This window comes from Streptomyces sp. NBC_00554 (genome assembly GCF_041431135.1).
Classification (GTDB): Bacteria; Actinomycetota; Actinomycetes; order Streptomycetales; family Streptomycetaceae; genus Streptomyces.
In genome coordinates this window covers 5,632,866-5,657,079 of sequence record NZ_CP107799.1, presented here as the reverse complement: position 1 = coordinate 5,657,079, position 24,214 = coordinate 5,632,866, and the positions used below count along the sequence as shown (strand labels likewise).

General features: G+C 69.9%; 21 protein-coding genes. 9 read left to right on the top strand and 12 right to left on the bottom strand.

The genetic code is table 11. The annotated features are described in order from the left end of the window. The first annotated feature begins 174 nt into the window (after window positions 1-174). Both OG266_RS24940 and OG266_RS24935 read left to right on the top strand, forming a co-directional pair. Window positions 175-1,383, top strand: coding sequence for a flavin-containing monooxygenase (locus OG266_RS24940; RefSeq protein WP_371548520.1), 1,209 nt, complete (start codon window positions 175-177; stop codon window positions 1,381-1,383). A gap of 169 nt (window positions 1,384-1,552) precedes the next feature. Beyond that, a complete protein-coding gene (locus OG266_RS24935; protein WP_371548519.1) occupies window positions 1,553-3,034 on the top strand; it encodes a flavin monoamine oxidase family protein in 1,482 nt (493 codons plus the stop codon). A gap of 266 nt (window positions 3,035-3,300) precedes the next feature. On the opposite strand, the gene OG266_RS24930 is transcribed toward OG266_RS24935, so the two are convergent. Together OG266_RS24930 and OG266_RS24925 are read right to left on the bottom strand one after the other, a co-directional pair. Beyond that, window positions 3,301-4,365, bottom strand: coding sequence for an LLM class flavin-dependent oxidoreductase (locus OG266_RS24930; RefSeq protein ID WP_266459814.1), 1,065 nt, complete (start codon window positions 4,363-4,365; stop codon window positions 3,301-3,303). A 46-nt stretch (window positions 4,366-4,411) separates the two neighbouring features. After that, a complete protein-coding gene (locus OG266_RS24925; protein WP_266459811.1) occupies window positions 4,412-4,867 on the bottom strand; it encodes a MarR family winged helix-turn-helix transcriptional regulator in 456 nt (151 codons plus the stop codon). A 95-nt stretch (window positions 4,868-4,962) separates the two neighbouring features. Here OG266_RS24925 and OG266_RS24920 point away from each other — a divergent pair, with 95 nt between their 5' ends. Then, window positions 4,963-5,523 carry an NADPH-dependent FMN reductase gene (locus OG266_RS24920; protein ID WP_266459808.1) on the top strand — a complete coding sequence of 187 codons (561 nt, stop codon included), beginning with the start codon at window positions 4,963-4,965 and terminating at the stop codon, window positions 5,521-5,523. 244 nt (window positions 5,524-5,767) lie between these two features. Here the strand turns inward: OG266_RS24920 and OG266_RS24915 are convergent, their stop codons facing one another. Then, on the bottom strand, window positions 5,768-6,337 hold the full coding sequence (locus OG266_RS24915) for an ester cyclase (RefSeq protein WP_371548517.1): 570 nt from the start codon (window positions 6,335-6,337) through the stop codon (window positions 5,768-5,770). Window positions 6,338-6,461: 124 nt separating this feature from the next. Then, a complete protein-coding gene (locus tag OG266_RS24910) occupies window positions 6,462-6,980 on the bottom strand; it encodes a cupin domain-containing protein (RefSeq protein ID WP_266459802.1) in 519 nt (172 codons plus the stop codon). Between the two features lie 579 nt (window positions 6,981-7,559). Here OG266_RS24910 and OG266_RS24905 point away from each other — a divergent pair. The 3 genes from OG266_RS24905 (at window position 7,560) to OG266_RS24895 (ending at window position 11,468) form a co-directional block, all read left to right on the top strand. Continuing rightward, window positions 7,560-9,785: an acetate--CoA ligase family protein gene (locus OG266_RS24905; RefSeq protein WP_371548516.1), complete on the top strand. Its 2,226-nt coding sequence runs from the start codon at window positions 7,560-7,562 to the stop codon at window positions 9,783-9,785. Between the two features lie 148 nt (window positions 9,786-9,933). Continuing rightward, window positions 9,934-10,758: an enoyl-CoA hydratase/isomerase family protein gene (locus OG266_RS24900; RefSeq protein ID WP_371548515.1), complete on the top strand. Its 825-nt coding sequence runs from the start codon at window positions 9,934-9,936 to the stop codon at window positions 10,756-10,758. An 86-nt stretch (window positions 10,759-10,844) separates the two neighbouring features. Beyond that, window positions 10,845-11,468, top strand: a complete 624-nt coding sequence (locus OG266_RS24895; protein ID WP_371552939.1) for a flavin reductase family protein — start codon at window positions 10,845-10,847, stop codon at window positions 11,466-11,468. A 22-nt stretch (window positions 11,469-11,490) separates the two neighbouring features. On the opposite strand, the gene OG266_RS24890 is transcribed toward OG266_RS24895, so the two are convergent. Next, on the bottom strand, window positions 11,491-12,801 hold the full coding sequence (locus tag OG266_RS24890; protein WP_371548513.1) for an MFS transporter: 1,311 nt from the start codon (window positions 12,799-12,801) through the stop codon (window positions 11,491-11,493). 70 nt (window positions 12,802-12,871) lie between these two features. Between OG266_RS24890 and OG266_RS24885 the strand changes: the two genes are divergently transcribed. After that, window positions 12,872-13,999, top strand: a complete 1,128-nt coding sequence (locus tag OG266_RS24885) for a GlxA family transcriptional regulator (protein ID WP_371548512.1) — start codon at window positions 12,872-12,874, stop codon at window positions 13,997-13,999. Between the two features lie 17 nt (window positions 14,000-14,016). On the opposite strand, the gene OG266_RS24880 is transcribed toward OG266_RS24885, so the two are convergent. From OG266_RS24880 to OG266_RS24870, 3 genes are all read right to left on the bottom strand, one after another. Then, window positions 14,017-15,066 carry a Zn-dependent alcohol dehydrogenase gene (locus tag OG266_RS24880; protein ID WP_371552937.1) on the bottom strand — a complete coding sequence of 350 codons (1,050 nt, stop codon included), beginning with the start codon at window positions 15,064-15,066 and terminating at the stop codon, window positions 14,017-14,019. Window positions 15,067-15,090: 24 nt separating this feature from the next. Continuing rightward, entirely contained in the window at window positions 15,091-16,269 is a 1,179-nt protein-coding gene (locus tag OG266_RS24875) for an acyl-CoA dehydrogenase family protein (RefSeq protein WP_371548511.1), read from the bottom strand. A gap of 277 nt (window positions 16,270-16,546) precedes the next feature. Then, window positions 16,547-17,458, bottom strand: a complete 912-nt coding sequence (locus OG266_RS24870) for an SDR family oxidoreductase (protein WP_371548510.1) — start codon at window positions 17,456-17,458, stop codon at window positions 16,547-16,549. 96 nt (window positions 17,459-17,554) lie between these two features. Here OG266_RS24870 and OG266_RS24865 point away from each other — a divergent pair, with 96 nt between their 5' ends. Next, window positions 17,555-18,481: a cyclase family protein gene (locus OG266_RS24865; RefSeq protein WP_371548509.1), complete on the top strand. Its 927-nt coding sequence runs from the start codon at window positions 17,555-17,557 to the stop codon at window positions 18,479-18,481. A 404-nt stretch (window positions 18,482-18,885) separates the two neighbouring features. Here the strand turns inward: OG266_RS24865 and OG266_RS24860 are convergent, their stop codons facing one another. From OG266_RS24860 to OG266_RS24850, 3 genes are all read right to left on the bottom strand, one after another. Then, on the bottom strand, window positions 18,886-19,347 hold the full coding sequence (locus tag OG266_RS24860) for an ATP-binding protein (protein ID WP_266459777.1): 462 nt from the start codon (window positions 19,345-19,347) through the stop codon (window positions 18,886-18,888). A gap of 477 nt (window positions 19,348-19,824) precedes the next feature. Further along, window positions 19,825-20,727: an acyl-CoA dehydrogenase family protein gene (locus OG266_RS24855; protein WP_371548508.1), complete on the bottom strand. Its 903-nt coding sequence runs from the start codon at window positions 20,725-20,727 to the stop codon at window positions 19,825-19,827. 10 nt (window positions 20,728-20,737) lie between these two features. Then, window positions 20,738-21,892: an acyl-CoA dehydrogenase family protein gene (locus tag OG266_RS24850; protein ID WP_371548507.1), complete on the bottom strand. Its 1,155-nt coding sequence runs from the start codon at window positions 21,890-21,892 to the stop codon at window positions 20,738-20,740. Between the two features lie 143 nt (window positions 21,893-22,035). Between OG266_RS24850 and OG266_RS24845 the strand changes: the two genes are divergently transcribed. Continuing rightward, the gene (locus OG266_RS24845) at window positions 22,036-23,568 is read left to right on the top strand and encodes a class I adenylate-forming enzyme family protein (RefSeq protein WP_371548506.1); all 1,533 of its coding nucleotides are present in this window, start codon (window positions 22,036-22,038) and stop codon (window positions 23,566-23,568) included. Here OG266_RS24845 and OG266_RS24840 read toward each other — a convergent pair. Beyond that, complete coding sequence (locus tag OG266_RS24840; protein ID WP_266459765.1) at window positions 23,552-24,064, bottom strand: EF-hand domain-containing protein; 513 nt, start codon at window positions 24,062-24,064, stop codon at window positions 23,552-23,554. The genes OG266_RS24845 and OG266_RS24840 overlap by 17 nt on opposite strands. Between the last annotated feature and the right edge of the window lie 150 nt (window positions 24,065-24,214).

Genomic DNA, 24,214 nt, shown 5'->3' with positions numbered 1-24,214 from the left:
GCGTACGCCCCCACGCGCGCACTCCGGCACGAGCGCCTCCCTCCACGCCCCCTGCACAACCAGGTGACCTACGCCACCAGCCCCACCCACTCCTCCTACAGCCGTGATCAGTTCGCAACCGATTCCGGGCTTGACCGAGACCTATCAAGTGACCACGTGATTACGCTCGCGCTCATGGCCGACTCCACTGCTTCCTCGACGCCCCACCCGGTGCCGTCCCACGAAGACCGCCCCGTGTACGTCATCGGCGGCGGCCCCGGCGGACTCGCCGCGGCGTACGCGCTGCGCGCGCAGGGCGTGCGCGCCGTCGTGCTGGAGAAGTCCGAGCGCGTCGGGGCATCCTGGCGGCGCCACTACGACCGGCTGCACCTGCACACCACCCGGCGACTGTCCTCGCTGCCGGGGCTGACGATGCCGCGCGCGTTCGGGCGGTGGGTGTCGCGGGACAACGTGGTGCGCTACCTCGAGAAGTACGCCGAGTTCCACCAGCTGGAGATCGTGACGGGCGTCGAGGTCTCGCGCATCGAACCCGCCCCGGGCGGCGACGGCTGGCTGCTGCACGCCACCGGCGGGCGTGAGCTGACGGGCAGCGCGGTGGTCGTCGCCACCGGCTACAACCACACGCCCCACATCCCCGACTGGCCCGGCCGCGACAGCTACACCGGCGAGCTCCTGCACGCGGGCGACTACCGCAACCCCGCCCCCTACACCGGCCGCGACGTCCTCGTCGTCGGCATCGGCAACACGGGCGCCGAGATCGCCGTGGACCTGATCGAGGGCGGCGCCTCCCGCGTGCGGCTCTCCGTCCGCACCGCGCCGCACATCGTGCGCCGCTCGACGGCCGGGTGGGCCGCCCAGTTCACGGGCATCGCCGTACGGCGGCTGCCGGTCGGCCTCGTCGACCGCCTCGCGGGACCGATGGCCAAGCTCAGCGTCCCGGACCTGTCCGAGAAGGGGCTGCCCCGCCCCGACACCGGCCTCTACTCGCGCGTCAACGAGGGCTCCATCCCCGTCCAGGACGTCGGCCTCATCGACGCCGTCCGCAAGGGCCGGGTCGAGGTCGTGGCCGCGGTGGACGGCTTCGAGGACGGCAAGGTCGCCCTCGCCGACGGGGACCGGATCGGGCCGGACGTGGTGATCGCCGCGACCGGTTACCAGCGCGCGCTGGAGGGCCTCGTCGGCCACCTCGGCGTACTCGACGAGCGCGGCCGCCCGGTCGTGCACGGCGCCCGCACCCCGAGGAACGCACCAGGCCTCTATTTCAGCGGTTTCACCAACCCCATCTCCGGGATGTTCCGCGAAATGTCGATCGACGCGGAGAAGATCGCGAAGGCCGTCGCCCGCCATGCCCCGACCCGGAAACCGTCCTCGGCCGCGCGCTGACCCGATCACCTCCCTGACGTAGGGACTCTCAACTTCCTGATGTACCAGGGGTGTTACTGGTGCGTCAGATGTGGCGAGAGTGCTGTACCGATCCAGCCACGGGGGCCAGAATGCGAGCCCTGCTCACTTTCCAGCTCCATCCACCTCGCGCATTCGACGGAGGATGAACGTGGCCCGTGAAAGACAGCTCTCCCGGCGCACCCTGCTCGGTGGTGCCGCCGCGACCGGCGTCGCCCTGACCGGCGCGGCCGCCGGCACCGCGTCCGCCGCCACCCGCGAAGCCGACGTCGCCGTCGTCGGCGGCGGGCTCGCCGGACTCACCGCCGCCCGCGACCTGGTGGCGGCGGGCAAGACGGTCGTCGTCCTGGAGGCCCGCGACCGCGTCGGCGGCCGGGTCGTCAACCTGAAACTGGCGAACGGCGGTGTCACCGAGGGCGGCGGCGAGTTCATCGGCCCCACCCAGGACCGCATCAAGGCCCTCGCCGACGACCTGGGCGTGGCGACCTTCGCCACGTACAACACCGGCAAGAACGTGCTCTACAAGGACGGCAAGCGCACCCCGTACGCCACCGACGGCCTCCTCGGCTCGGTCCCGCCCGTCGACCTGGCCGGGCTCGCCAACGCCGCCGCCCTGCAGGCCATGCTCGACGACATGGCCACGAAGGTGCCCGTCGACGCACCCTGGACCGCCGAGAAGGCCGTCGAGTGGGACCAGCAGACCTTCGAGACCTGGCTGAAGGCCAACGCCATCATCCCCTCGGCCAAGTTCCTCCTGGACGTCGCCTGCACCTCGGTCTTCTCCGCCAAACCCCGCGAACTCTCCCTCCTCTACGTCCTCTTCTACATCGCCTCCGCGGGCAACGCCTCGAACCCCGGCACCCTGGAACGCCTCACCGAGACCGCGAACGGCGCCCAGGAGACCCGCTTCGTCGGCGGCTCGCACCAGGTCCCGGTGAAGCTCGCCGCCACCCTCGGGGACCGTGTGGTCCTGAACGCGCCCGTCCGCTCCATCACCCTCTCCGGCGGCCGGTACACGGTGACGGCGGACGGAGTGACCGTCAGCGCCCGCCGCGTCGTCGTCGCCCTGCCGCCGCCGCTGGCCTCGCGCATCTCGTACGATCCGCTGCTGCCCGCCGACCGTGACCAGCTCAGCCAGCGGATGCCGATGGGCTCGGTCGGCAAGGCCGTCGCCGTGTACGACACCCCGTTCTGGCGCGCCGACGGCCTCAACGGCCAGGTCGTCAGCGACACCGGCGCCGTCCGCTCCACCTTCGACAACTCACCGCAGGACGCCTCCTACGGCGCCCTGATGGGCTTCATCGAGGCGGACGAGATGCGCGCGTTCGACTCGGTCCCGGCCGACGAGGTCAAGGCGGCCGTACTGAAGGACTACGTCACCTACTTCGGCGACAAGGCCAAGTCCCCCACCTCCTTCGTGCTCCAGCGCTGGGACAACGAGGGCTTCTCCCGCGGCGGCCCGGTCGCCTACGCCCCGCCCGGCGTCCTCACCCAGTACGGCCCCGCCCTCCGCCGCCCCACCGGCGGCATCCACTGGGCCGGCACCGAGACCTCCACCTACTGGAACGGCTACATGGACGGCGCCGTCCGCTCCGGCGAGCGGGTGGCGAAGGAGATCCTGGCGGCGCTCTGACGGGCGCCTCGGACCGCCTCGGATACTCATGAGCGACTGCTCATGAGCGTCTCTCTGCCAGTGAAGCGGCGAACCACGTGGTACCCGCCGAGCAGTCTGCGCCCGGCGGGCACCACGTCCGCGACCGGTCAGGACACGGTGCGCTCGGCGAGGACGCGTCCGGACAGGTTGTGTACCAGTCCATCCGCGGCGTGCGGGGTGCGGACCGCGCCGACTATGTGGAACTCGGGGCAGACCGCGCCGCAGGGCCAATGAACGCCGAGGCGTCAGGAGCCCATCATCTCGTGCACCAGAGGTGCCACCTGGGTGCCGTACAGCTCGATGTTGGTCATGAGCGCGTCGTGCCGCATTCCGTTCATGCCGTACTTCAGGTCGAAGCGCGTAGCGCCGAGTTCCTTGAGCGTCGCCGCGATCTTGCGGGCCACGGTTTCGGGGGATCCGACATGCAGCGCGCCGCCGGGGCCCACGTCGCGCAGGAGGCTCTCGCGGGTGGGAGTGCGGAAACCGCGCTGCGCGGCCACGCTACGGATCACGGCTTCGAAGGCGGGCAGGAATTCCTCCTGCGCCTGCTCGTCCGTGGCCGCGACATGGCCGGGCGCATGAATGCCGACGGGCCGCCGGGGCTGTCCGAACTTCTCCAACGCCTGCTGGAACAACTGGGAGAACGGCGCGAACCGGCCCGTGTCGCCCCCGATGATCGCGAGCATTAGCGAGAACCCGTACCGGGCTGTTCGGACGACCGACTGGGGGCTGCCGCCGACGCCGACCCAGGTCGGGATCGCTCCCGACTCGCTGCGCGGGTAGATGGCGAGGCCGTCGAGCGACGCGCGGGTCTTGCCCGACCAGGTGACCGGCTTCTCCCGCAGCAACTCGGCAAAGAGGCCGAGCTTCTCCTCGAACAGCTCCTCGTAGTCGTTCAGGTCATAGCCGAAGATCGGGAAGGACTCGGTGCTCGATCCCCTGCCGAGGATCACCTCGGCGCGACCGCCGGAGACGCCGTCGAGGGTGGCGTAGCGCTGGAAGACCCGGACGGGGTCGTCGGAGCTGATCACCGTGACCGCCGAGCCCAGGCGGATACGTGATGTGCGTGCCGCGACGGCCGCGAGCACGATGTCGGCGGCCGACAGCGGCATGGACTCCGTGTGGTGCTCGCCGATGGCGAAGTGGTCCAGGCCGACCTGGTCGGCGAGGACACCTTCCTCGACCAGACCGCGAATGGTCTGGCCGTGCGTGAGCGGTGCGCCGTCGGCGTCGTTCGTCACGTCACCGAACGTGTCAAGGCCGAGCGTGATGTCTCCGTCACCGGTTCGGTCGATCGAGTGGTCGGTCATCGTCGTGCTCCTCGGGTTCTCGCGCCGGCGCGCATCACCAGGCGGGTCAGGTCGCGAAGTGCCGCAGTGCGCTGATGAGTTGGGTCAGGTCGGCGCCCTCGACGTGGTCGAGGATGTGGCGCCGGACGCTGGCCAGGTGGGCGGGCCATGCCTGTTCCAGCCGGGCGAGGCCCGCATCCGTGAGGACGGCGTTCCACCCTCGGGCGTCCTCGGCGCACCTGACCCGTTCGACCAGCCCCTGCTTCTCCAAGCGGGTGACGATGCGGGTCATCCCGCTCAGCGAGAGGGTGCCGGTGGCGGCGAGCTCGCTCATGCGCATCAGCCGGTGCGGGGCCTCGGACAGAAACATCAGTGTCGTGTACTCGGAGAGTTGCATGTGCTGCTCTCGCATCATGTCGGCGTCGACCACGCGAGGAAGGGCGATCATCACCCGGCTGAGCTCGCGCACGAGGGCTTCCTCGTCCGTACTCATGGGTTGCAGTGGCTGCTCGGAGGTCGGCATGCCCCCCATCTTACTTGTTTGACGAATCAAGGGCTATGTGATTACTTGACGGAACAAGCATATTCACGGATGGATCAATGGGAAGGCGTAGCGCTATGACCAAGATCGGGATCATCCTCGGCAGCACCCGCCCCGGACGCAACGGGGCGGCCGTCGCCCAGTGGGTGCACGAGGTCGCCGCACAGCGCACCGACGCGGAGTTCGAGCTCGTCGACCTGCTCGACTACAAGCTCCCCCACCTCGACGAGGCGTACCCGCCGTCGCTGGGCCAGTACACGCAGCCGCACACCCTGAGCTGGGCCAAGAAGATCGCCTCGTTCGACGGCTACGTCATGGTGACGCCGGAGTACAACCACTCCACCTCCGGTGCGCTGAAGAACGCCATCGACTTCCTCTACGCCGAGTGGAACAACAAGGCCGTCGGGTTCGTCAGCTACGGCTCGGCCGGCGGCACCCGCGCCGTGGAGCACCTGCGCCTGATAGCCGGCGAACTCCAGATGGCCGACGTGCGCGCCCAGGTCGCCCTGTCCCTGTTCACCGACTTCGAGAACTTCAGCGTGTTCAAGCCCACCGACTTCCAGCGCAACTCACTCACCACCACGCTGGACCAGGTCGTGGCATGGAGTCAGGCGTTGGCCCCGCTGCGCGCCGGCTGAGCTCACGCCCTGTGAGGTGAGGGCGAGGTCCCGCTGGATGTCGGTCGGCGTCCGAGCCTTGAGGGCCACTGTTTCCGAATTCCCTCGCCCCCGTTGGCCTTTGACCGCGGTGTCGGCCGGTCGCCACGTTCACGACCAGCATCGACCGGCCGGGCACGACGCCGGAGACCGGGCGCCGCAAGGACGTCTGCGACCCGGCGATCTGCGGGCTGAGGGGAATCGCCGGTTCGACGAGATCGGCCAGTCAGATCTGGTTTCCCCGCAGCAGGGCGGCCGCTTCGGCCGCCTGTGCCGTGACGTGAGCGGCCGCGCGAGCGGCTCGTCCGGACACCCGCCAGGCGAGCATGCTCAGCGCGGTGGCCGGTGCTGGAGGAAAGATGCCGAGCTGGCCCAGCATGGTCATGTCGTCGCGCACCGCTTCATGTCGGACCACCCTGCCGTCGCGGATGTCGAGAAAGTGAATCTGCTCGAAGTCGATTTCGCGCCGCGTGGGGGGTATGGCCTGGTCGAGGGCGCCGTCGCGGAAGCGGACGAACGGGCCGGTGTGGCGGCCCTGCATACGCAGCCGCACCCAGACCTGGTCGTCGTTGCCGGTCATACCGACGACGGGGAAGCGCAGGTCACTGAAGGCCGACCGCATCCACGCACCCGAGGCGAGAACCCCCGCAGGCCCGGGAAGTGAACAGGCCGGGGGCGACACGGCCGCTTCGCGGTTGTGGAAGTCGTCGCCCACCACGTCGGCGGCCAGCGCCGGATCACCCGCCACGAGGATCTGGAAAAGTCCCTCGGCCAGACCCCTGGCATCTATTCCCATTGCGTTCATTCCTCTCGCGACTGGAGAATCTGTTTCGCTCGACGATCACACGCGGCAAAGCTGTGGACAGAGCGCCAGGACACATCCGTGATCGCCACAACTTTGAAATCGCACTCGCCGGGGTTCAGTCGGCTTCAGGGAGAATAACGACACCGGATTCCTCGTTGAACTTCAGAATCTCCGGAGTGGCGAAACGCTCCAGCGTCCAGCGGATCGGTGACTGACCGGGCTGTGCTTCGTCGCCGTACATGAATACGCGTTCCTCGCCGGGCGGAGTGAACATAAACAAAATCCTGGCAGCGTGCACGCCGGTATTCTTGAACCGATGCCGCGTTCCTCGCGGGACGAAAACGAAGTCGCCCGTGCCGGCCGTAAACGTTCGTTCACCGTCCAGGATCTCCACTTCTCCGTTGAGGACGTAGAACGCCTCGTCAGTCTTGGTGTGGACATGAGCGACCGGTCCATTGCCCGGGGGAACCGTGGCTTCCACGAGTCCGAGTGAACCATTCGTGGTCTCACTTGACGCCTTGATCGTGTACGTATCCCCGGAGAACCATTTACTCGGCCCCTCTCCCGCGGGGACGTACAGAGCTCCACTCTTCAGATAATTCGGATCCTGGTCGTCATGAAACGGCAGACTCATCTCAATAGCCTTTCAATCGTGGAGCCCGTGAGAGCGGAAGCCCCGACTCGTACCGTCAGGAAACCCCGCACCGGTCGCCGGGAACAGCGCCGAGAGTGGCGTAACACCGGAAGACGCGGACGGGAACATCGGGGTTGGTCATCGTCACCACCGAACCGAGGTGGCTGCGCAACCTGCGCGACGCGACGGCTGCGAGCGGGCGGTGCGGGCATCGGCCCTAATCGGTGAGGGCCTAATCAGTGCGGACATAGGTTGCAGCGGGCTGCTCGGCGCTGGGCACAGGCATCACCATACTTACTTGACGCGTCAAGCGCTATGCTTGACGGGACAAATATCTCCCCTTGCGTCATCGGAAGGTTTGCCACACGACGGAGGGGTCAGGTCATGACTCACGCGGGTACACCTGAGACTGCGGGGGGCGCCGGGCGCCTTTGCCGAGGACCTGGCGCCAGCGTTGAGAACCCACAGCCAAGCGTCCTCCACACGTCTTTGCGTGCACAACGGTTCCTGACACGGCGTCAGTTAAGTAATCTGACAGTGCGTCAGTTAATTGGCTGTCACACAGGAGCGGGCGGACCGATGCTTGGATCAACCCACGGCACCCTCACCACCGACTCCCGCCGGGCCCGGGTCATCGCCTGCGGCGAGCAACCCTCACCCGTCGTGCACGGCCGGCCGGCCGAGGTCCACGACCTGGACGTCAGCGGCCGTCCGCTCTACGCGGGCGTACCCGATCTGGACCGATTCTTCCGTCCCGAGTCCGTGGCCGTGATCGGCGCCTCGGACGCCGAGGGGCGGCCGAACACCGGCATCACGCGACAGCTGATCGCCTGGGCCGAGCGGGTCGGCGCGCGACTGCACCCGGTGCACCCCACCCGTCAGTCCGTCTTCGGCATCCCGTGTCTCCCTTCCATCTCGGACCTGCCCGAACAGGTCGACCTGGCCGTGCTTCTGGTCGGCGACCCTCTTCCCGTGATCGAGAAGCTGGCCGAGGCCAAGGTGAAGTTCGCGGTCGCCTTCGCCTCCGGGTTCGCCGAGACCGGAGCCGAGGGCGCCCTCGCACAGGCCCGGCTCGCCACCGCCGTCGCCGGCTCGGGGCTGCGGCTGCTCGGGCCCAACACCAACCTGAACGCCTTCGAGAAGTTCCGGGACGACCTCGACGGTCCGGCGATCGCGCTCATCACGCAGTCCGGGCACCAGGGCCGCCCGGTGTTCGCGATGCAGGAGCTGGGTGTGCGGCTCTCCCACTGGGCGCCCACCGGCAACGAGGCCGACCTGGAGACCGCCGACTTCATCTCCTACTTCTCCGAGCGGCCCGAGGTCGGTGCGATCGCCTGCTACGTCGAGGGCTTGAAGGACGGCCGCTCCTTTCTGCTCGCCGCCGACCGCGCCGCCCGGCGCGGCGTACCCGTCGTCGCGGTCAAGGTCGGCCGCACCGAGACCGGCGCCCGCACGGCCGCCTCACACACCGGCAAGCTGACCGGCGCCGACACGGTGGTGGACGCGGCGATGCGGCAGTTCGGCGTGATCCGCGTCGACGGGCTCGACGAACTCCAGGACACCGCAGCCCTGTTGGCGCGCGCCCGCTCCCCGCAGGCCGACGGGGTCGTCGTGTATTCGATCTCGGGCGGCACGGGTGCGCACTTCGCGGACCTGGCGAGCGGGGCCGGACTCTCCCTGCCCACGCTGTCGGCCGACAAGCAGGCCGAGCTGCACGAGTGGATACCCGAGTACCTGAACGTCGCCAACCCCGTCGACAACGGCGGCCACCCGGTGGGCGACTGGCGCGGCCGCAAAATCATCGACGCGATCCTCGCCGACCCGTCCGTCGGCGTGCTGATCTGCCCCATCACCGGGCCCTTCCCGCCGATGAGCGACAAGCTGGCGCAGGACCTGGTGGACGCGGCGGAGCAGACGGACAAGCTGGTCTGCGTGGTGTGGGGGTCGCCGGTCGGCACGGAGGCCGCGTACCGCGAGACGCTGCTCGGGTCGTCCCGGGTCGCCACCTTCCGTACGTTCGCCAACTGCATCACCGCCGTACGCGCCTATCTGGACCACCACCGGTTCGCCGCCTCGTACCGCTCCCCCTTCGACGAGGCGCCTCGCACCCCCTCGCCCTCCTTCCGCAAGGCGCAGGCGCTGATGCGGCCCGGGCAGCAGCTGAGCGAGCACGCGGCGAAGCAGCTGCTGCGGGCGTACGGGATCCGGGTGCCGCGCGAGCAGTTGGTGACCAGCGCTGCGGCCGCCGTGCGCGCGGCGAGCCTGATCGGCTACCCCCTCGTGATGAAGGCCTCCGGCGCGCAGATCGCCCACAAGACCGAACTCGGCCTGGTGAAGCTGCCCCTGACCTCCGCCAGCCAGGTCCGCGACGCCTATCGCGAGCTGACCGACATCGCGCGCTACGAGGGGATCTCGCTCGACGGGGTGCTCGTGTGCCAGATGGTCGAACGGGGCGTCGAGATGGTCGTCGGCGTCACGCACGACGAGCTCTTCGGACCGACCGTGACCGTCGGCCTCGGCGGCGTCCTCGTCGAGGTGCTCCGGGACACGGCCGTCCGCGTGCCCCCCTTCGGCGACGACCAGGCCCGCGCCATGCTCGCCGAGCTGCGCGGGCGGGCGCTTCTCGACGGGGTCCGCGGGGCCCCGCCCGTCGACATCGACGCGCTGGTGGAGGTCGTCATCCGCGTCCAGCGCATGGCGCTCGAACTCGGGGACGACATCTCGGAGCTGGACATCAATCCGCTGATGGTGCTGGGTCGGGGACAAGGAGCGGTGGCGTTGGACGCGCTGGTGATGTGCCGCTGAGCGGCCTCGCCTCCCGCTCCGGAGGCCCACGGCTCCTCGTACGGAAACCGTTGTTCCTCGCAGGAGAGCCACTGCTCCTCGTACGAAAAAGCCCAGCACCCCTCGTACGAAAGGGCCCACCACTCCTCGTACGAAACGGAGTACCCCCATGTCCGACTCCCCCCATGTATCTCCCGAAAAGTCCCTCGACTCATTGATACTTCACGCCACTGACAACGCGGTCGCCCGGATCACCCTCAACCGGCCCGAGGCGATGAACGCCCTCACCTGGGACCAGCGGGAACGCGTGATCGCGCTGCTCGCGGAGGCCTCCGCGGACCCGGACGTACGAGCCGTCGTGATCACGGGGACGGGACGCGGCTTCTGTGCGGGCGCGGATCTGCGCGGGGGCCCGCCGGCCGGGGAACGGGTGCCCGGCGACGTCGCCCGTACGATCCGGCTCGGCGCCCAGCGGCTCATCTCCGCCGTCCTCGACTGCGAGAAGCCGGTGATCGCGGCGGTGAACGGCACGGCGGCCGGGATCGGCGCGCACCTCGCGTTCGCGTGCGACCTCGTACTCGCGGCGGATTCGGCCAGGTTCATCGAGGTGTTCGTACGCCGGGGCCTGGTCCCGGACGGCGGCGGCGCGTACCTCCTCCCCCGGCTGATCGGCCCGCAGCGTGCCAAGGAGCTGATGTTCTTCGGCGACGCGCTGACGGCGGCGGACGCGGAGCGGTTCGGCCTCGTCAACAGGGTCGTACCGCCTGAGGAGTTGGAGAAGACCGCGCGCGAGTGGGCCGAGCGGCTGGCCACCGGGCCGACCCGCGCGCTCGCTCTCACGAAACAGCTGGTCAACGCGTCGCTGGACAGTGACCGCGCGGCCGCCTTCGCCGCGGAGGCGGCGGCGCAGGAGATCAACATGACGACGGCGGACGCGAACGAGGGGGTCGCGAGTTTCGTGGAGCGGCGGGACCCGAAGTACCGGGGGCGTTGAGGTACGGAGGGCACCGGCACAAGTTCCGACCAAAACGGCTGACGGCATTCACTTCTGACTATCCGTCAGCTTCAATGGGTGCTGTGATGGGACACGCAGGGATGGCGGCCACCGCCGTCCGATACCTCAGGTCGGTCGGGGCATCCACGGTCGCGGAGCCGGTCGAAGCGCTGCCGCGCCCGGAGCTGCGGGCGGTCGGCGACGACGAACGGGCACCTGTCGATCAGGCCGAATTCCGCCGCGTACTGGGGAACTTCGCGACCGGGGTGACCGTCGTGACGGCACCGGCCACCGGCGCCGGCAAAGACCCGGGCTCAGAGACGAGCCCCGCCGGCTTCGCCTGCCAGTCCTTCTCCTCCCTCTCGCTCGACCCTCCGCTGGTCTGCTTCATGGTCGGCCGTACGTCCTCGACCTGGCCGCGGATCGCTCGCGCGGGCGTCTTCTGCGTCAACGTACTGGGGGCGCACCAGGGCGAGCTGTGCCGTGGCTTCGCGGTGCGCGGCGGGGACAAGTTCGCCGGGGTCGTGTACGACGCGACGCCCGTCACCGGCTCCCCCCGCCTCGCGGACGCCACGGCCTGGATCGACTGCACGATCCACGCGGTGCACACGGGCGGGGACCACCTGATCGTGGTGGGGCGGGTGGAGGCGCTCGGCACGGGCGACGACGAGGCGGACCCGCTGCTGTTCCACAGGGGCAGGTTCATCTGAGGCTGAGGACGCCGGTGCGCCGTCAGGCCGCCAGCAGGGGCGCACGTACGGGCCGCCTGCGCCGGATCACCAGCGCCATCAGCGCCGCCGCCGCGCACAGCGCCCCCGACGCGTACCAGACCACGTTGTACGAGCCGAACGTGTCCCGGGCGACGCCGCCGAGGAAGGCGACGAGGGCGGCGCCGATCTGGTGCGAGGCGAGGACCCAGCCGAAGACGATGGCGCTGTCCTCGCCGTACTGCTCGCGGCACAGGGCCAGGGTGGGCGGGACCGTGGCGACCCAGTCGAGGCCGTAGAAGACGATGAAGAAGATCATCGGCGGGTGCACGGTCTCGGCAAGCAGCATCGGCAGGAAGAGGAGCGAGATACCGCGCAGGGCGTAGTACACCGCCAGCAGCCGGCGCGGGTCGAAGCGGTCGGTGAACCAGCCGGAGGCGATCGTTCCGACGACGTCGAAGACGCCGATGACCGCGAGGAGCGAGGCCGCTGCTGTGATCGGCATGCCGTGGTCGTGGGCGGCGGGCACGAAGTGCGTCTGGATCAGGCCGTTCGTGGAGGCGCCGCAGATCGCGAAGGTTCCGGCGAGCAGCCAGAAGGGGCCGGTGCGGACGGCGGAGAGGAGGACCGTCACCGCGCGGCGGGCGGCGCCCGGCACGGGGGCGGGCTTCTCGACGAACTCCGTTGCGCCGTAAGGCTTCTGGCCCACGTCCGCCGGGTGGTCCCGCAGCAGCAGCCATACGAAGGGGACCACCGCGAGGGCCGCGAGGGACACCGTCACGGCGGCCGGACGCCAGCTGTGCTCGGTGACGATCCACGACAGCACCGGCAGGAAGATCAGCTGACCGGAGGCCGAGGCCGCCGTGAGGATGCCCGTCACCAGGCCGCGCTTCTCCGTGAACCAGCGGTTCGTGACCGTCGCCGCGAAGGCGAGCGCCATCGAACCGGACCCGAGCCCGACCAGCAGCCCCCAGCACAACAGCAACTGCCAGACCGCCGTCATCCACACCGTCAGTCCCGACCCGAGCGCGATGACGACCAGGGCGACCGCGACGACCCGCCGTATCCCGAAGCGGTCCATCAGCGTGGCGGCGAACGGCGCCGTCAGCCCGTACAGCGCGAGGTTGATCGACACCGCCAAGCCGATCGTGCCGCGCGACCAGTGGAACTCCTGGTGCAGCGGGTCGATCAGCAGCCCCGGCAGCGACCGGAAGGCCGCCGCGCCGATGATCGTCACGAAGGTGACGGCGGCGACGAACCACGCACGGTGGATGCGGTGCTGTCTGCTGGTACCGGGCTTCTGAGCGGCCTCTGCGGCTTCGGTCGTCTGGGTCACGTCTAGAGCTTCGGGCCTGCGATCTCCGCGAACGAGTGGCCCGAAGGACATCATTCGCTAGGATCGGGCCATGGCCGACCAGCAGGCACCTCCGCAGCAGACGTCCGACCGGCAGGCACCCCCGCTCCGGACACCCCGGCAGGAGGCATCCGAGCACCAGCCCTCCTCGCACCAGCCCTCCTCCAGGCACCGTGTCGTCGTCCTCGCCCTCGACGGCCTGCTGCCCTTCGAGCTCGGCATCCCGCAGCGCATCTTCGGCAAGGCGCGCGACGCGGACGGCAGGAACCTGTACGACATCGTCACCTGCTCGATCCGCCCGCCCGGCCTCGTCGAGACGGACGCCGACTTCGCCGTCCTCGTCCCGAACGGCCCCGAGGCGCTGGCCACCGCCGACACCGTCGTGATCCCCGCCTCGTACGAGCTCGGCCCCGTCCACGACGAGGGCGTTCTCACCCCCGAACTGGCCGCCGCCCTCGCCCACATCCGCCCCGGCACCCGCCTCGTCTCCATCTGCACCGGCGGATACGTCCTCGCCGCGGCCGGCTATCTCGACGGCCGCCCGGCCACCACGCACTGGATGCACGCGGAGCACTTCCAGGAGCTCTTCCCGAAGGTCAGGGTCGACGCCGACGTCCTCTTCGTCGACGACGGCGACGTCCTGACCTCCGCCGGGGTCGCGGCCGGCATCGACCTGTGCGTCCATCTCGTACGCCGCGACCACGGCGTCGCCGTCGCCAACGACGTGGCCCGCCGCACCGTCGTACCGCCGCACCGCGAAGGCGGCCAGGCGCAGTACATCCAGCGCCCGGTCCCGGAGGCACAGACGGCCACCACCACCGCCGCCCGCGCCTGGGCCCTCGCCCGTCTCGCCGAGCCGCTGCAACTCCGCGACATGGCCGAGCAGGAGTCCATGTCCGTACGCACCTTCACGCGCCGTTTCCGCGAGGAGGTGGGCGTGAGCCCCGGCCAGTGGCTCACCCAACAACGTGTCGAACGCGCCCGCCACCTACTGGAGTCCAGCACCCTCTCCATCGACCAGGTGGCCCACGAAGCCGGCTTCGGCACACCCCAGTCGATGCGCCAACACCTGCAAACGGCCCTCGGCGTCACCCCCACCGCATACCGGCGCACCTTCCGCGCCGGAAACACGTCCGGGATCCCGGACGTCCACAACGACCTTCTCCCCAGCGGTAGTTGACCCACGGTGCTGACCCTCTAGAAGGTCAGCACCGCCCGCGCCACCCTGCCCCCCTGCGCATCCGCCACCGCCTTCTCGAAGTCCTCCACCGGATACGTCTCCGTCACCAGCTCGTCCAGCAGTAGGCGGCCCTCGCGGTACAGCTCCGCGTACAGGGCGATGTCGCGTTGCGGGCGGGAGGACCCGTAGCGGCAGCCCAGGATCGACTTGTCCAGGTACATGGAGGAGACGAGGAAGGAGGCCTCGGCGGTCGAGGGGGGTACGCCGAGCAGTACCGCCTGGCCGTGGCGGTCCAGCAGGTCGATGGCCTGGCGGATGAGTTCGACGCGGCCGACGCATTCGAAGGCATGGTTGGCGCCGGTGGGGAGGATGTCCTTGACGGTGTCTGTCGAGGTCAGGAAGTGTGTCGCGCCGAACTGGCGGGCCACCTGCTCCTTCGCCGGGTTGGAGTCGACCGCGACGATCTTCAGGGCGCCGGCGATCCGCGCGCCCTGGATGACGTTGAGGCCGATGCCGCCCGTGCCGATCACCAGGACGGTGTCCCCCCGGTCCACCCGTGCGCGGTTGAGCACGGCCCCCACGCCCGTCAGCACCCCGCAGCCGATCAGCGCGGCCGACGGCAAGGGAATGTCCTCGGGGATACGGACCGCCTGGACCGCCTTCACCAACGTCCGTTCCGCGAAAGCCGAGTTGGCCGCGAACTGGTACAGCGGCCGCCCGCCCCGCGTGAACGGCTGCTGCGGCATCCCGATCGCCTTGCGGCACATCGTGGGCCGCCCCCGGTCGCACTCGGCGCAGGTCCCGCAGTTGGCGAGCGTGGACAGCGACACATGGTCACCCGGCTGGACATGGGTGACGCCCACACCCACCGCTTGCACGATCCCCGCGCCCTCATGGCCCAGCACCACAGGAACGGGGAAGGGTATGGTCCCGTCCACCACGGACAGGTCGCTGTGGCACAGCCCGGCCGCGGAGATCGCGACCTGCACCTCGCCGGGCCCTGGATCCCGTACCTCCAGATCGTCCACGACCTGGGTCTGCTTACCGTCGAAGATCACGCCCCGCATCAAATCCGGCATCGCTCCGCCTCCCTATCCCCTGGGTTCCTTCGGCAGGCCGAGCACACGCTCGGCGATGATCGTGCGCTGGATCTCGTCCGAACCGCCGTAGATCGTGTCGGCCCGGCTGAACAGGAACAGGTGCTGGAACGCGTCCAGTTCGTACGGCGACGAGGTCGTCCAGTCCGCCGGTCCCACCGCGGCCGCGACGCCCCGCACCCGCACCGCAAGCTCCCCGAGCCGCTGATGCCACCGCCCCCACAGCAGCTTGGCCACGCTGGGCGCCCCCGGGTCACCCAAGCCCCCCGGACCGTCCGCTTGGGCCGAACTCCCCAACGTCCGCAGCGCGTTCCACCGCATCGTCCGCAGCTCCGCCCACAGCCGTACAAGGCAATCTCGTACGACGGGATCGGCGACCGCGCCGTTCGCGACGGCCGCCTCCACGACCCGCCCCAACTCCTCCGCGAAACCGATCTGTTGAGCCAGCGTCGACACGCCCCGCTCATAGCCGAGGAGGCTCATCGCGACGCGCCAGCCGTTGCCCTCGCCGCCCACGACATGCTCGGCACGCGCCACCGCTCCGTCGAAGAAGACCTCGTTGAACTCGCTCGTTCCGGTCAGCTGGCGGATCGGGCGGACCTCGATCCGGCCCGGCTGGTCCATCGGGACGAGGAGGAAGGTCAGGCCGTGGTGGCGTCGCGACTCCGGTTGTGTGCGGGCGAGTACGAAGCACCAGTCGGCCTCGTGGGCGAGGGAGGTCCAGATCTTCTGGCCGGTGACGCGGTAGGAGTCGCTGGGTGCAGCGTCCTTGTCCCGTACGGCAGTTGTCCGTACGGCCGCCAGGTCGGAGCCCGCGCCGGGCTCGCTGTAGCCCTGGCACCAGAGTTCCTCGCCTCGGGCGACGGGAGGGAGGAAGCGGGCCTTCTGTTCGTCCGTTCCGTGGGCGATGAGGGTCGGCGCGAGCAGGTTCTCGCCGATGTGGCCGGAGCGGGGTGGTGCCTTCGCGCGGGCGTACTCCTCGGCCCAGACGACCTGTTGGGTCAGGCTCGCCCGCCGGTTGCCGTAGCCGGCCTCGTCCCACCCGAGCCCGATCCAGCCGGCCCGGCCGAGCTCCCGTTCCCACTCCCTACGGTCGCCACCGAGGTGCTCCCGCAACCACGCTCGCGCCTCCCCCCGGAAGTCCTCGTCCTCCGGACCGAATCCGAACTCCACGGTTTCCGCCTCACGTTGGGTCGGTCCACGTCATGTTTTTCGCCCCCTCCGCCCCTGCCCGTCCCGTACCTGAGGGCTGCCGCCCCCAGACCCCCGCTTCGGCCTGGACGGCCTCGTCCTCAAACGCCGGACGGGCTGAAAGATCTCTAGCGCCGGCCGGGGAGGGATTCAGCCCCTCCGGCGTTTGAGGAGCGGGGGTTTGGGGGCGGAGCCCCCAAGGGACGGGAATGGGTAGGGGCGGAGGGGGCGAAAAACCCACCCCAGCCCCCACCCACCGTCACTCATTGGGCCGCGCCTTCTCCGCCGCCGCCCGCGCCATCGCCTCCACCCGCTCCAGCAGCGGCATCGGATCCACCCCCACACTCCCCGGCAGAAAGTCCGCGATCCGCTCCGGAGTCCAGGAGCCCTCCGCATACGCCGCCCGGAGTTCCCGGGGCTGCGCCCACACCGCGATCTTGGGCCCGGCGATGGTGTACACCTGCCCGGTGATCCGTTCCTGCCGGGCGCGTTCCGACAGCAGGTAGACGACGAGCGCAGCCACGTCCTCCGGCTCGCCGATCTCCGTCAGCTCCATAGGAACGCCCGCGGACATGCGGGTACGGGCGACGGGCGCGACCGCGTTCGCCGTCACCCCGTACTTGTGCAGACCCAGTGCCGCGCTGCGGACGAGCGAGATGATCCCGCCTTTGGCGGCGCTGTAGTTGGCCTGGGAGACCGACCCCTGGTGGTTGCCGCTGGTGAAGCCGATCAGTGTCCCCGAACCCTGTTTGCGCATCACCGCCGACGCGGCCCGGAAGACGGTGAACGTGCCCTTCAGGTGGGTCGCGAGGACCGGATCCCACTCCTCCTCGGACATGTTGAAGAGCATCCGCTCGCGCAGGATCCCGGCGACGCACACGACGCCGTCGATACGTCCGTACGACGTCAGCGCCACGTCGACGACCCGCTGGCCGCCCGCCATCGACGAGATGTCGTCGGCCACCGCGACCGCTTCCCCGCCCGCCGCCTCGATCTCCTTGACCACGGCTTCGGCGATCGAACTCGTCGGCTGGGCGCCCTCGACGGACACCCCGTAGTCGTTGACGACGACGCGCGCTCCCTCGGCCGCCGCGGCCAGCGCGACCGCACGTCCGATGCCCCGCCCCGCCCCCGTGACGGCGATGACCTTGCCTGCCAGGAAGTTCCCCACGCCCGGCCCCTTCCCGCGGTTTCTGACGGTCCGTTAGATTCAACTCGGATTCTACGACCCGTCAGATACCTGGAGACAAGCCCCCGGGGAGGACTCATGTCACTGCCGGCCGAGTTCCATGACATCGCCAAGCGCGTGAACAACTGGGGGCGTTGGGGGGCCGACGACGAGATCGGCACCCTGAATCTCATCACCGACGAGGTCGTGCGCGAGGCCGCCGCCACTGTCCGCACCGGGCGGCGCATCCCCCTCGCCCTCCCCCTCCAGCAGGACGGCGTACAGACCGGCATGATCCCCGGGCGGGTCAATCCCCTGCACGTCATGGTGCAGATCAACCAGGAGCTCTTCGGCCCCGGCACGGTCGCGTGCAGCGACGACGCCGTGACGATGGGACTCCAGGCGGCGACCCACTGGGACGCCCTCACCCATGTCTCGCACTCCGGGAAGCTCTACAACGGCCGCCCGGCCGGCACGATCACCCCGCACGGCGGCGCCGAGTTCAGCGGCATCGACAAGCTGCGGCACCTCGTGTCGCGGGGCGTGCTGCTCGACGTCGCATGCGCACGGGGCAAGGACCGGCTCGACGGCGGGCACGCCGTGACACCCGAAGACCTGGACACGGCCGAGGAGTTGGCGGGTACGCGGGTGCGGGCGGGCGACATCGTGCTCGTACGGACGGGGCAGATCCAGGTGTATCTCGCGGGCGACAAACAGGGATACGGGTATCCGTCACCCGGTCTCTCCGTGCGCACCCCCGAGTGGTTCCACGCACGGGATGTCGCCGCCGTCGCCAACGACACCCTCACCTTCGAGATCTTTCCGCCCGAGATCGAGGACCTCTGGCTGCCCGTGCACGCGCTCGATCTGGTCGAAATGGGGATGTTGCAGGGCCAGAACTGGAATCTCGAAAAGTTGTCCACAGCCTGTGGAGAAGAAGGGCGCTACGCGTTCCTGCTGTCCGCGATGCCCGAGCCGTTCGTCGGCGGCACGGGAACCCCGGTGGCCCCGGTCGCCCTGCTGTGACCGAGCGTCGGCTGGCGGCGCGCCACTGCGCGCCCCGAGCACGGCATCGCGCGCCGCCATCCGGCTCCGGCGTTCCCGCCCCGCTCCCGCTGCCCCGCGGGAGCCGACGCCGAGTCGCGACCCGCACTCGCCGAGGGCTCCCGTCACCGGAACCCTCGGCGTCCCCTCGCGGCGAATCGCTGAACACAAGCGTGATCAAACGGACACGCCACGTCAACACCTGATCGGAGATTTACCGCTTATGTCCCATTCATGAAGGCGCGCACAGAAGCACAGCCCGGCGCATTCAGCCACATCCGAAGCCACGGAAACAGAGTTCGTGCATAAATGCACGAACCCGTGCCTCAAGGTCAAACGCGTTCAGGCAGCTTCAAACGCCTTCAGACGGCTTCGTACGCGAAGCCTCAGACCGCTTCGTACGCGAAGTCCTCGTACGCCGGATACGCCGCCCCCGGCGTCGCAGTCGGCGAACAGCGGTCCACCTCGCACCAGATGCGCTTGCCGGCACCCTCGGGGCTCCAGCCCCAGCGGTCCGCGAGGCCGTCGACCAGCTCCAGGCCGCGGCCGTTGGTCTCGTCGCCCTCGGCGTGCCGGGGGATCGGCGGCCGGGTGCTGGAGTCGGCCACCTCCAGGCGGACGGTGGTGGCCTCCGCCCCGCCCGGCATGGAGAGCCGCACCACGGCAGGGCAGCCGGTGTGCACCACGGCGTTGGTGACGAGTTCGGAGACGAGCAGGATCAGCGTCTCGGCGAGCGGCTCATCGACCCCTATCCCGGACCCGGCGAGCCGCGAACGCGCCCACCTCCGGGCTCGCCCCACCTCTGCGGGGTCGGGCCGAATCTCCAGCTGCACTTGAAGCACCTGCACCGCTCACACCATCCGAACCGGCGGACACATCGCCTCGCGCCTCACAAGGGCCACGATCGTAGCCATTTTCTGCATGGCCAGAACAAGGATCACGGAACGTGATTCCCTTGCGAAACAGCATGGTTGACGTACAGTCACCCCAACAAGCGCTTCGGGCATATTCCAGCGCGAAGGAGTACGCGTGCGGGATACTGTGCGACGCTCGCCACGGGGAGTCGAACAGGCAGGCGCGGGGATCCGCCCTGCCTCGCGAGCGGTGTGCATCGCCGGGTCCGGCGCCGCCTCAGAGGCAACACCGGCATGGCTCAAGCTCGGAACCACTCGCATCCCACACAAGGTACCGGAGCACGGCTCCGACTCCAGGCCGTGACAAGTCACGCCTAGGACACAACCCGATATCAACGCTCCGTAATTCCGGTATGCCACGATCCGCGACATCCGTTTCCGGTGCTTCCCGAACCGTTCCTGCACAGAGCCCTACTGGGCCGTTCCGGCGAGCAGATCGTCCGCCAACGCGTCCTCACTCTGTGTCGCGCCACCCGTACGCTGCGTCCGCACCCACGCCCTCTTGAGATACAGATGGACGTCTGCCTCCCAGGTGAAGCCCATGCCGCCGTGCACCTGGAGGCAGTCCCGCGCACCGCGCACCGCGGCCTCGTCGGCGAGCAGCCGGGCCGCCGCGACGTCCAGCGGGTCGGCGGTCACAGCGGCCGCGTAGACGGCGGCGCGCGCCACTTCCACCCGCACCAGCATCTGCGCGCACAGATGCTTCACCGCCTGGAAGGCCCCGATCGGCTGCCCGAACTGCTCGCGCGTCCGGGCGTGTTGCACCGCCAGCTCACAGACACGGGCGGCGGTACCGAGCTGTTCGGCGGCGGTGAAGAGTGAGGGGAGGAGCGAGGTGCGGAGTACGGCCGCCGGGTCGGGCTCTGTGGAGGCGGGCACCCGGTGCAGCGGGGTCAGCGGGTCCACCGACCTCAGCGGCTCCGCGCCGGCCGCGTCCCCTCGTACGACATCCGCCTCCGCCAGCCACTCCACCAGCTCCCCGTCGACGGCGGCCACCACGGTCTCGCCCGTGGCCGCGCCGTCCACCGTGCCCGCCGCGAGGTGGGTGGCCACCAGCGGTCCGGGCAGCAGCACCCGTCCGGCCTCCTCGAAGGCCAATACGGCCTCCGGGAGGCCGAGTCCGACGCCGCCGTCCGACTCAGGCAGCCGCAGGGCGAAGAAGCCCGCCTCGCCGAGCTCGCGCCACAGGGTCCGGTCGAGCGCCGGTCCGTTGTCCACGGCGGCCCGCAGGCCCTCGTGTCCGAAGCGCGCGGTGAGCAGCTCACGCACGCCTGCCTTCAACGCCCGCTGGTCGTCGTCGAGTTGAAAGTCCACGGGGAAGACGTCACCGTCCCTTCGGAAGGCCCAGGATCCGTTCGGCCACGATGTTCGACTGGATCTGCGAGGTGCCGGCCGCGATGGTGTACGACAGGGACGAGAGCCGGTCGAGGGTCCACTCCCGGCCCAGGTCGAGGGCCTCGGGACCGAGCACCTCGGCGGCGGCGTCGTACAACTCCTGCCGCGCGTGCGAGTACCGCAGCTTGAAGACGCTGCCGCCGACACCGGGTACTCCCCCGGTCCTCTGCGACTCGCTCACGTTCCATTGTGTGAGCCGCCACAGGGCGCGGAACTCGGCGTTCAGCCTGCCGAGGCGGCGGCGCAGCGCGTCGTCGTCCCAGCGGCCGTTCCCGCGTGCCTCACGGGCGAGTTCGCCGAGCACGCGGCGGCAGGCGACGACCTCTCCGACGAAGGCGGTGCCACGTTCGTACGACAGCGTCACCATGGTCACGCGCCAGCCGTCGTTCTCCGCGCCGACGCGGTTGGCGACCGGCACCCGCACCTCGTCGAGGAAGACCTCCGCGAACTCGGTGGAGCCCGCGAGTGTACGCAGCGGCCGGACCGTGATCCCCGGCGCGTCCATGGGCATCGCCAGCCACGAGATCCCCCGGTGCTTGGGCGCCGCGGGGTCGGTGCGGACCAGCAGCTCGCACCAGTCGGCGACCTCCGCGTGGGAGGTCCAGATCTTGGATCCGCTCACTACGTAGTCGTCGCCGTCCCGCCGCGCGCGCGTGCGCAGCGCCGCGAGGTCCGAGCCGGCGTCCGGCTCGCTGAACCCCTGGCACCAGACCTCCTCGCCGCGCAGCACGGGCGGCAGCCAGCGCGCCCGCTGCTCGGGGGTGCCTTCCGACGCGATGGTGGGTCCGGCGTGCAGCAGTCCGACGAAATTGGCCCCTACGTAGGGTGCGCCCGCCTTTTCCGTCTCCTCCAGGTAGATGAGGTGCTGTGTGGGGGTGGCACCGCGGCCGCCCGCGTCGACGGGCCAGTGCAGCCCCGCGTACCCGGCCTCGTACAGCGTCCGCTGCCAGCCGAGGTCGTACGCGCGGCGCCCCGGCCAGTCGTCGGGGGACGGTTTCGGGGGCAGCGAGGGGAGCACCTTGGCGAGCCACTCGCGCAGCCGCGCGCGGAAGTCTTCCTCTTCCTCCGTGTAGGCGAGATCCATAACCCCGTCCGCTACTGGGAATCTGATGGGTCATCAGAAACCAGGCTAGCCCCGCGCCTATGGACCGACAAGGCGGTGAGCCCTACGCTCTCCGCACGATCTGACTGTCCGTCAGTTCCATCAGTCACTGCCAGGGGGCCGAAGTGAACGACACCGCACACGCCCTGGGTTCCTCCCGCACCCTCTGGGAACTGGTCGCCCGCCGTGCCGACCTCACACCCCACCGGCCCGTCCTCCTCCAGGACGACCGCTCCCTGAGCTTCGGCGAGTTGCGCGACCGCGCCGAGCGGGTGGCGGCCGGCCTGTACGACATGGGCGTACGCCCGGGCACAGTGGTCGCCTGGCAGCTGCCCACGCGCATCGAGACCGCCGTGCTGTCCTTCGCGCTGGCGCGGCTCGGCGCCGTGCAGTCCCCGGTGATCCCGTTCTACCGCGACCGTGAAGTCGGCTTCGCGCTGCGGGAGTCCAAGGCCGAGTTCTTCGCCGTACCGGGTGAGTGGCGCGGCTTCGACCACACGGCGATGGCGCGGCGGCTCGGCGCGAAGGGTGTCTTCGAGGCGTACGACACCCTGCCGGACGGCGATCCCTCCGCACTCCCCGCCCCGCCCTCCGAGGGCACCTCGGTCCGCTGGATCTACTGGACCTCGGGCACCACCTCCGACCCCAAGGGCGTTCTGCACACCGACCGTTCACTGATCGCGGGCGGCTCCTGCCTGGCGCACGCGCTGCACCTGTCCGCCGACGACGTGGGCTCGATGGCCTTCCCGTACGCGCACATCGCCGGGCCCGACTACACGGTGATGCTGCTGCTGTACGGCTTCCCGGCCGTGCTGTTCGAGCAGTTCGCGCTGCCCGCCGCCCTGGAGGGCTACCGCAAACACGGCGTGACGGTGGCCGGCGGCTCGACGGCCTTCTACTCGATGTTCCTCACCGAGCAGCGCAAGCAGCCGGGGGAACCGCTCATACCGACTCTGCGGCTCCTGGCGGGCGGTGGGGCGCCGAAGCCGCCCGAGGTCTACCACTCCGTCGTACGGGAGATGGGGGTGCAGCTCACCCACGGGTACGGGATGACCGAGGTCCCGATGATCACGATGGGGTCGCCGGACGACACGGTGGAGAACCTCGCGACGACGGAGGGGCGGCCGCCCGAGGGCATGGAGATACGGATCGTGGACGGGGAGGTGCGGCTGCGCGGGGAGGCCGTCTGCCAGGGGTACTTGGACCCGGCGCAGACGGCGGAGTCCTTCGACGCGGACGGGTTCCTGATCACCGGTGACGTCGGGCATCTGACGGAGAGCGGGCACCTGGTGCTCACCGGCCGCCTCAAGGACGTCATCATCCGCAAGGGCGAGAACATCTCGGCGAAGGAGATCGAGGACCTGCTGCACCAGCACCCGGCCGTCGGCGACGCCGCCGTGATCGGGCTGCCGGACGCCGAGCGCGGGGAACGGGTCTGCGCCGTGATCGAGGCGGCCGAACAACCGCCGGGGGCGGACGAGTTGACCCTCTCCGCGATCACGTCCTACCTGCGCGCGGAAGGGCTGTCCGTGCACAAGCTGCCGGAGCAGCTGGAGGTGGTGGACGCCCTTCCGCGCAACGACGCCTTGCGGAAGGTGCTCAAGTACAAGCTGCGCGAGCGCTTTTCACGGCCTTCGGGTGCTACTCGGGCACCGTGAAGTAGCGGGCGAACGCGCTCACGATCTCCGCCTCGCCGATCCGGCCGTCGGCGTCCGTGTCGAGGGTTCCGGCCGCGGCGGCGGCGACGTCCTCGGGGGCGCCCAGGGCTTTGAGCACGCGCGCGGTCTCGTCGACCGTGGCCGCGCCGTCGCCGTCGGTGTCCGCGACGGCAAGGGCCGCGTGCAGGAAGGGGCGGGCGATCTCGGCGAAGCGCTCGGGGTTGTCGCGCAGCCGCTTGACCGCGCCGTTCACGAACTCCTGGCGCGTGATCCGCTGGTCGCCGTCACGGTCCGCTATCCCCGCCATGCCCTGCCAGAAGGCCTCCGCGCCGACATACAGGGCCTGGCCCTTGTCCGACCGCGCCGTCGTACCGAACTCGGCGAGGACCGCCTTGGTCGCGGCGTTGAAGTCCTCCCGGTCGATGTAGCCGTTGCCGTCCTGGTCGAAGCCGGAGAACCGGGCCGCGATCCTGCGCTCGTACTCGCTGTTGGCCATTGCCTTCGGGCCGCCTTACGTCACGTGAGGGTGCATCTGGAACGGAGCGTACGACGTCAGGGGCGCCCGGGGAGCGGGAAAACGACGCTTGTGCCAAGACTGCGGGAATTCCGGGACAACGGTGTGGCGCAGCGCTCCCGCCGGGTGAGG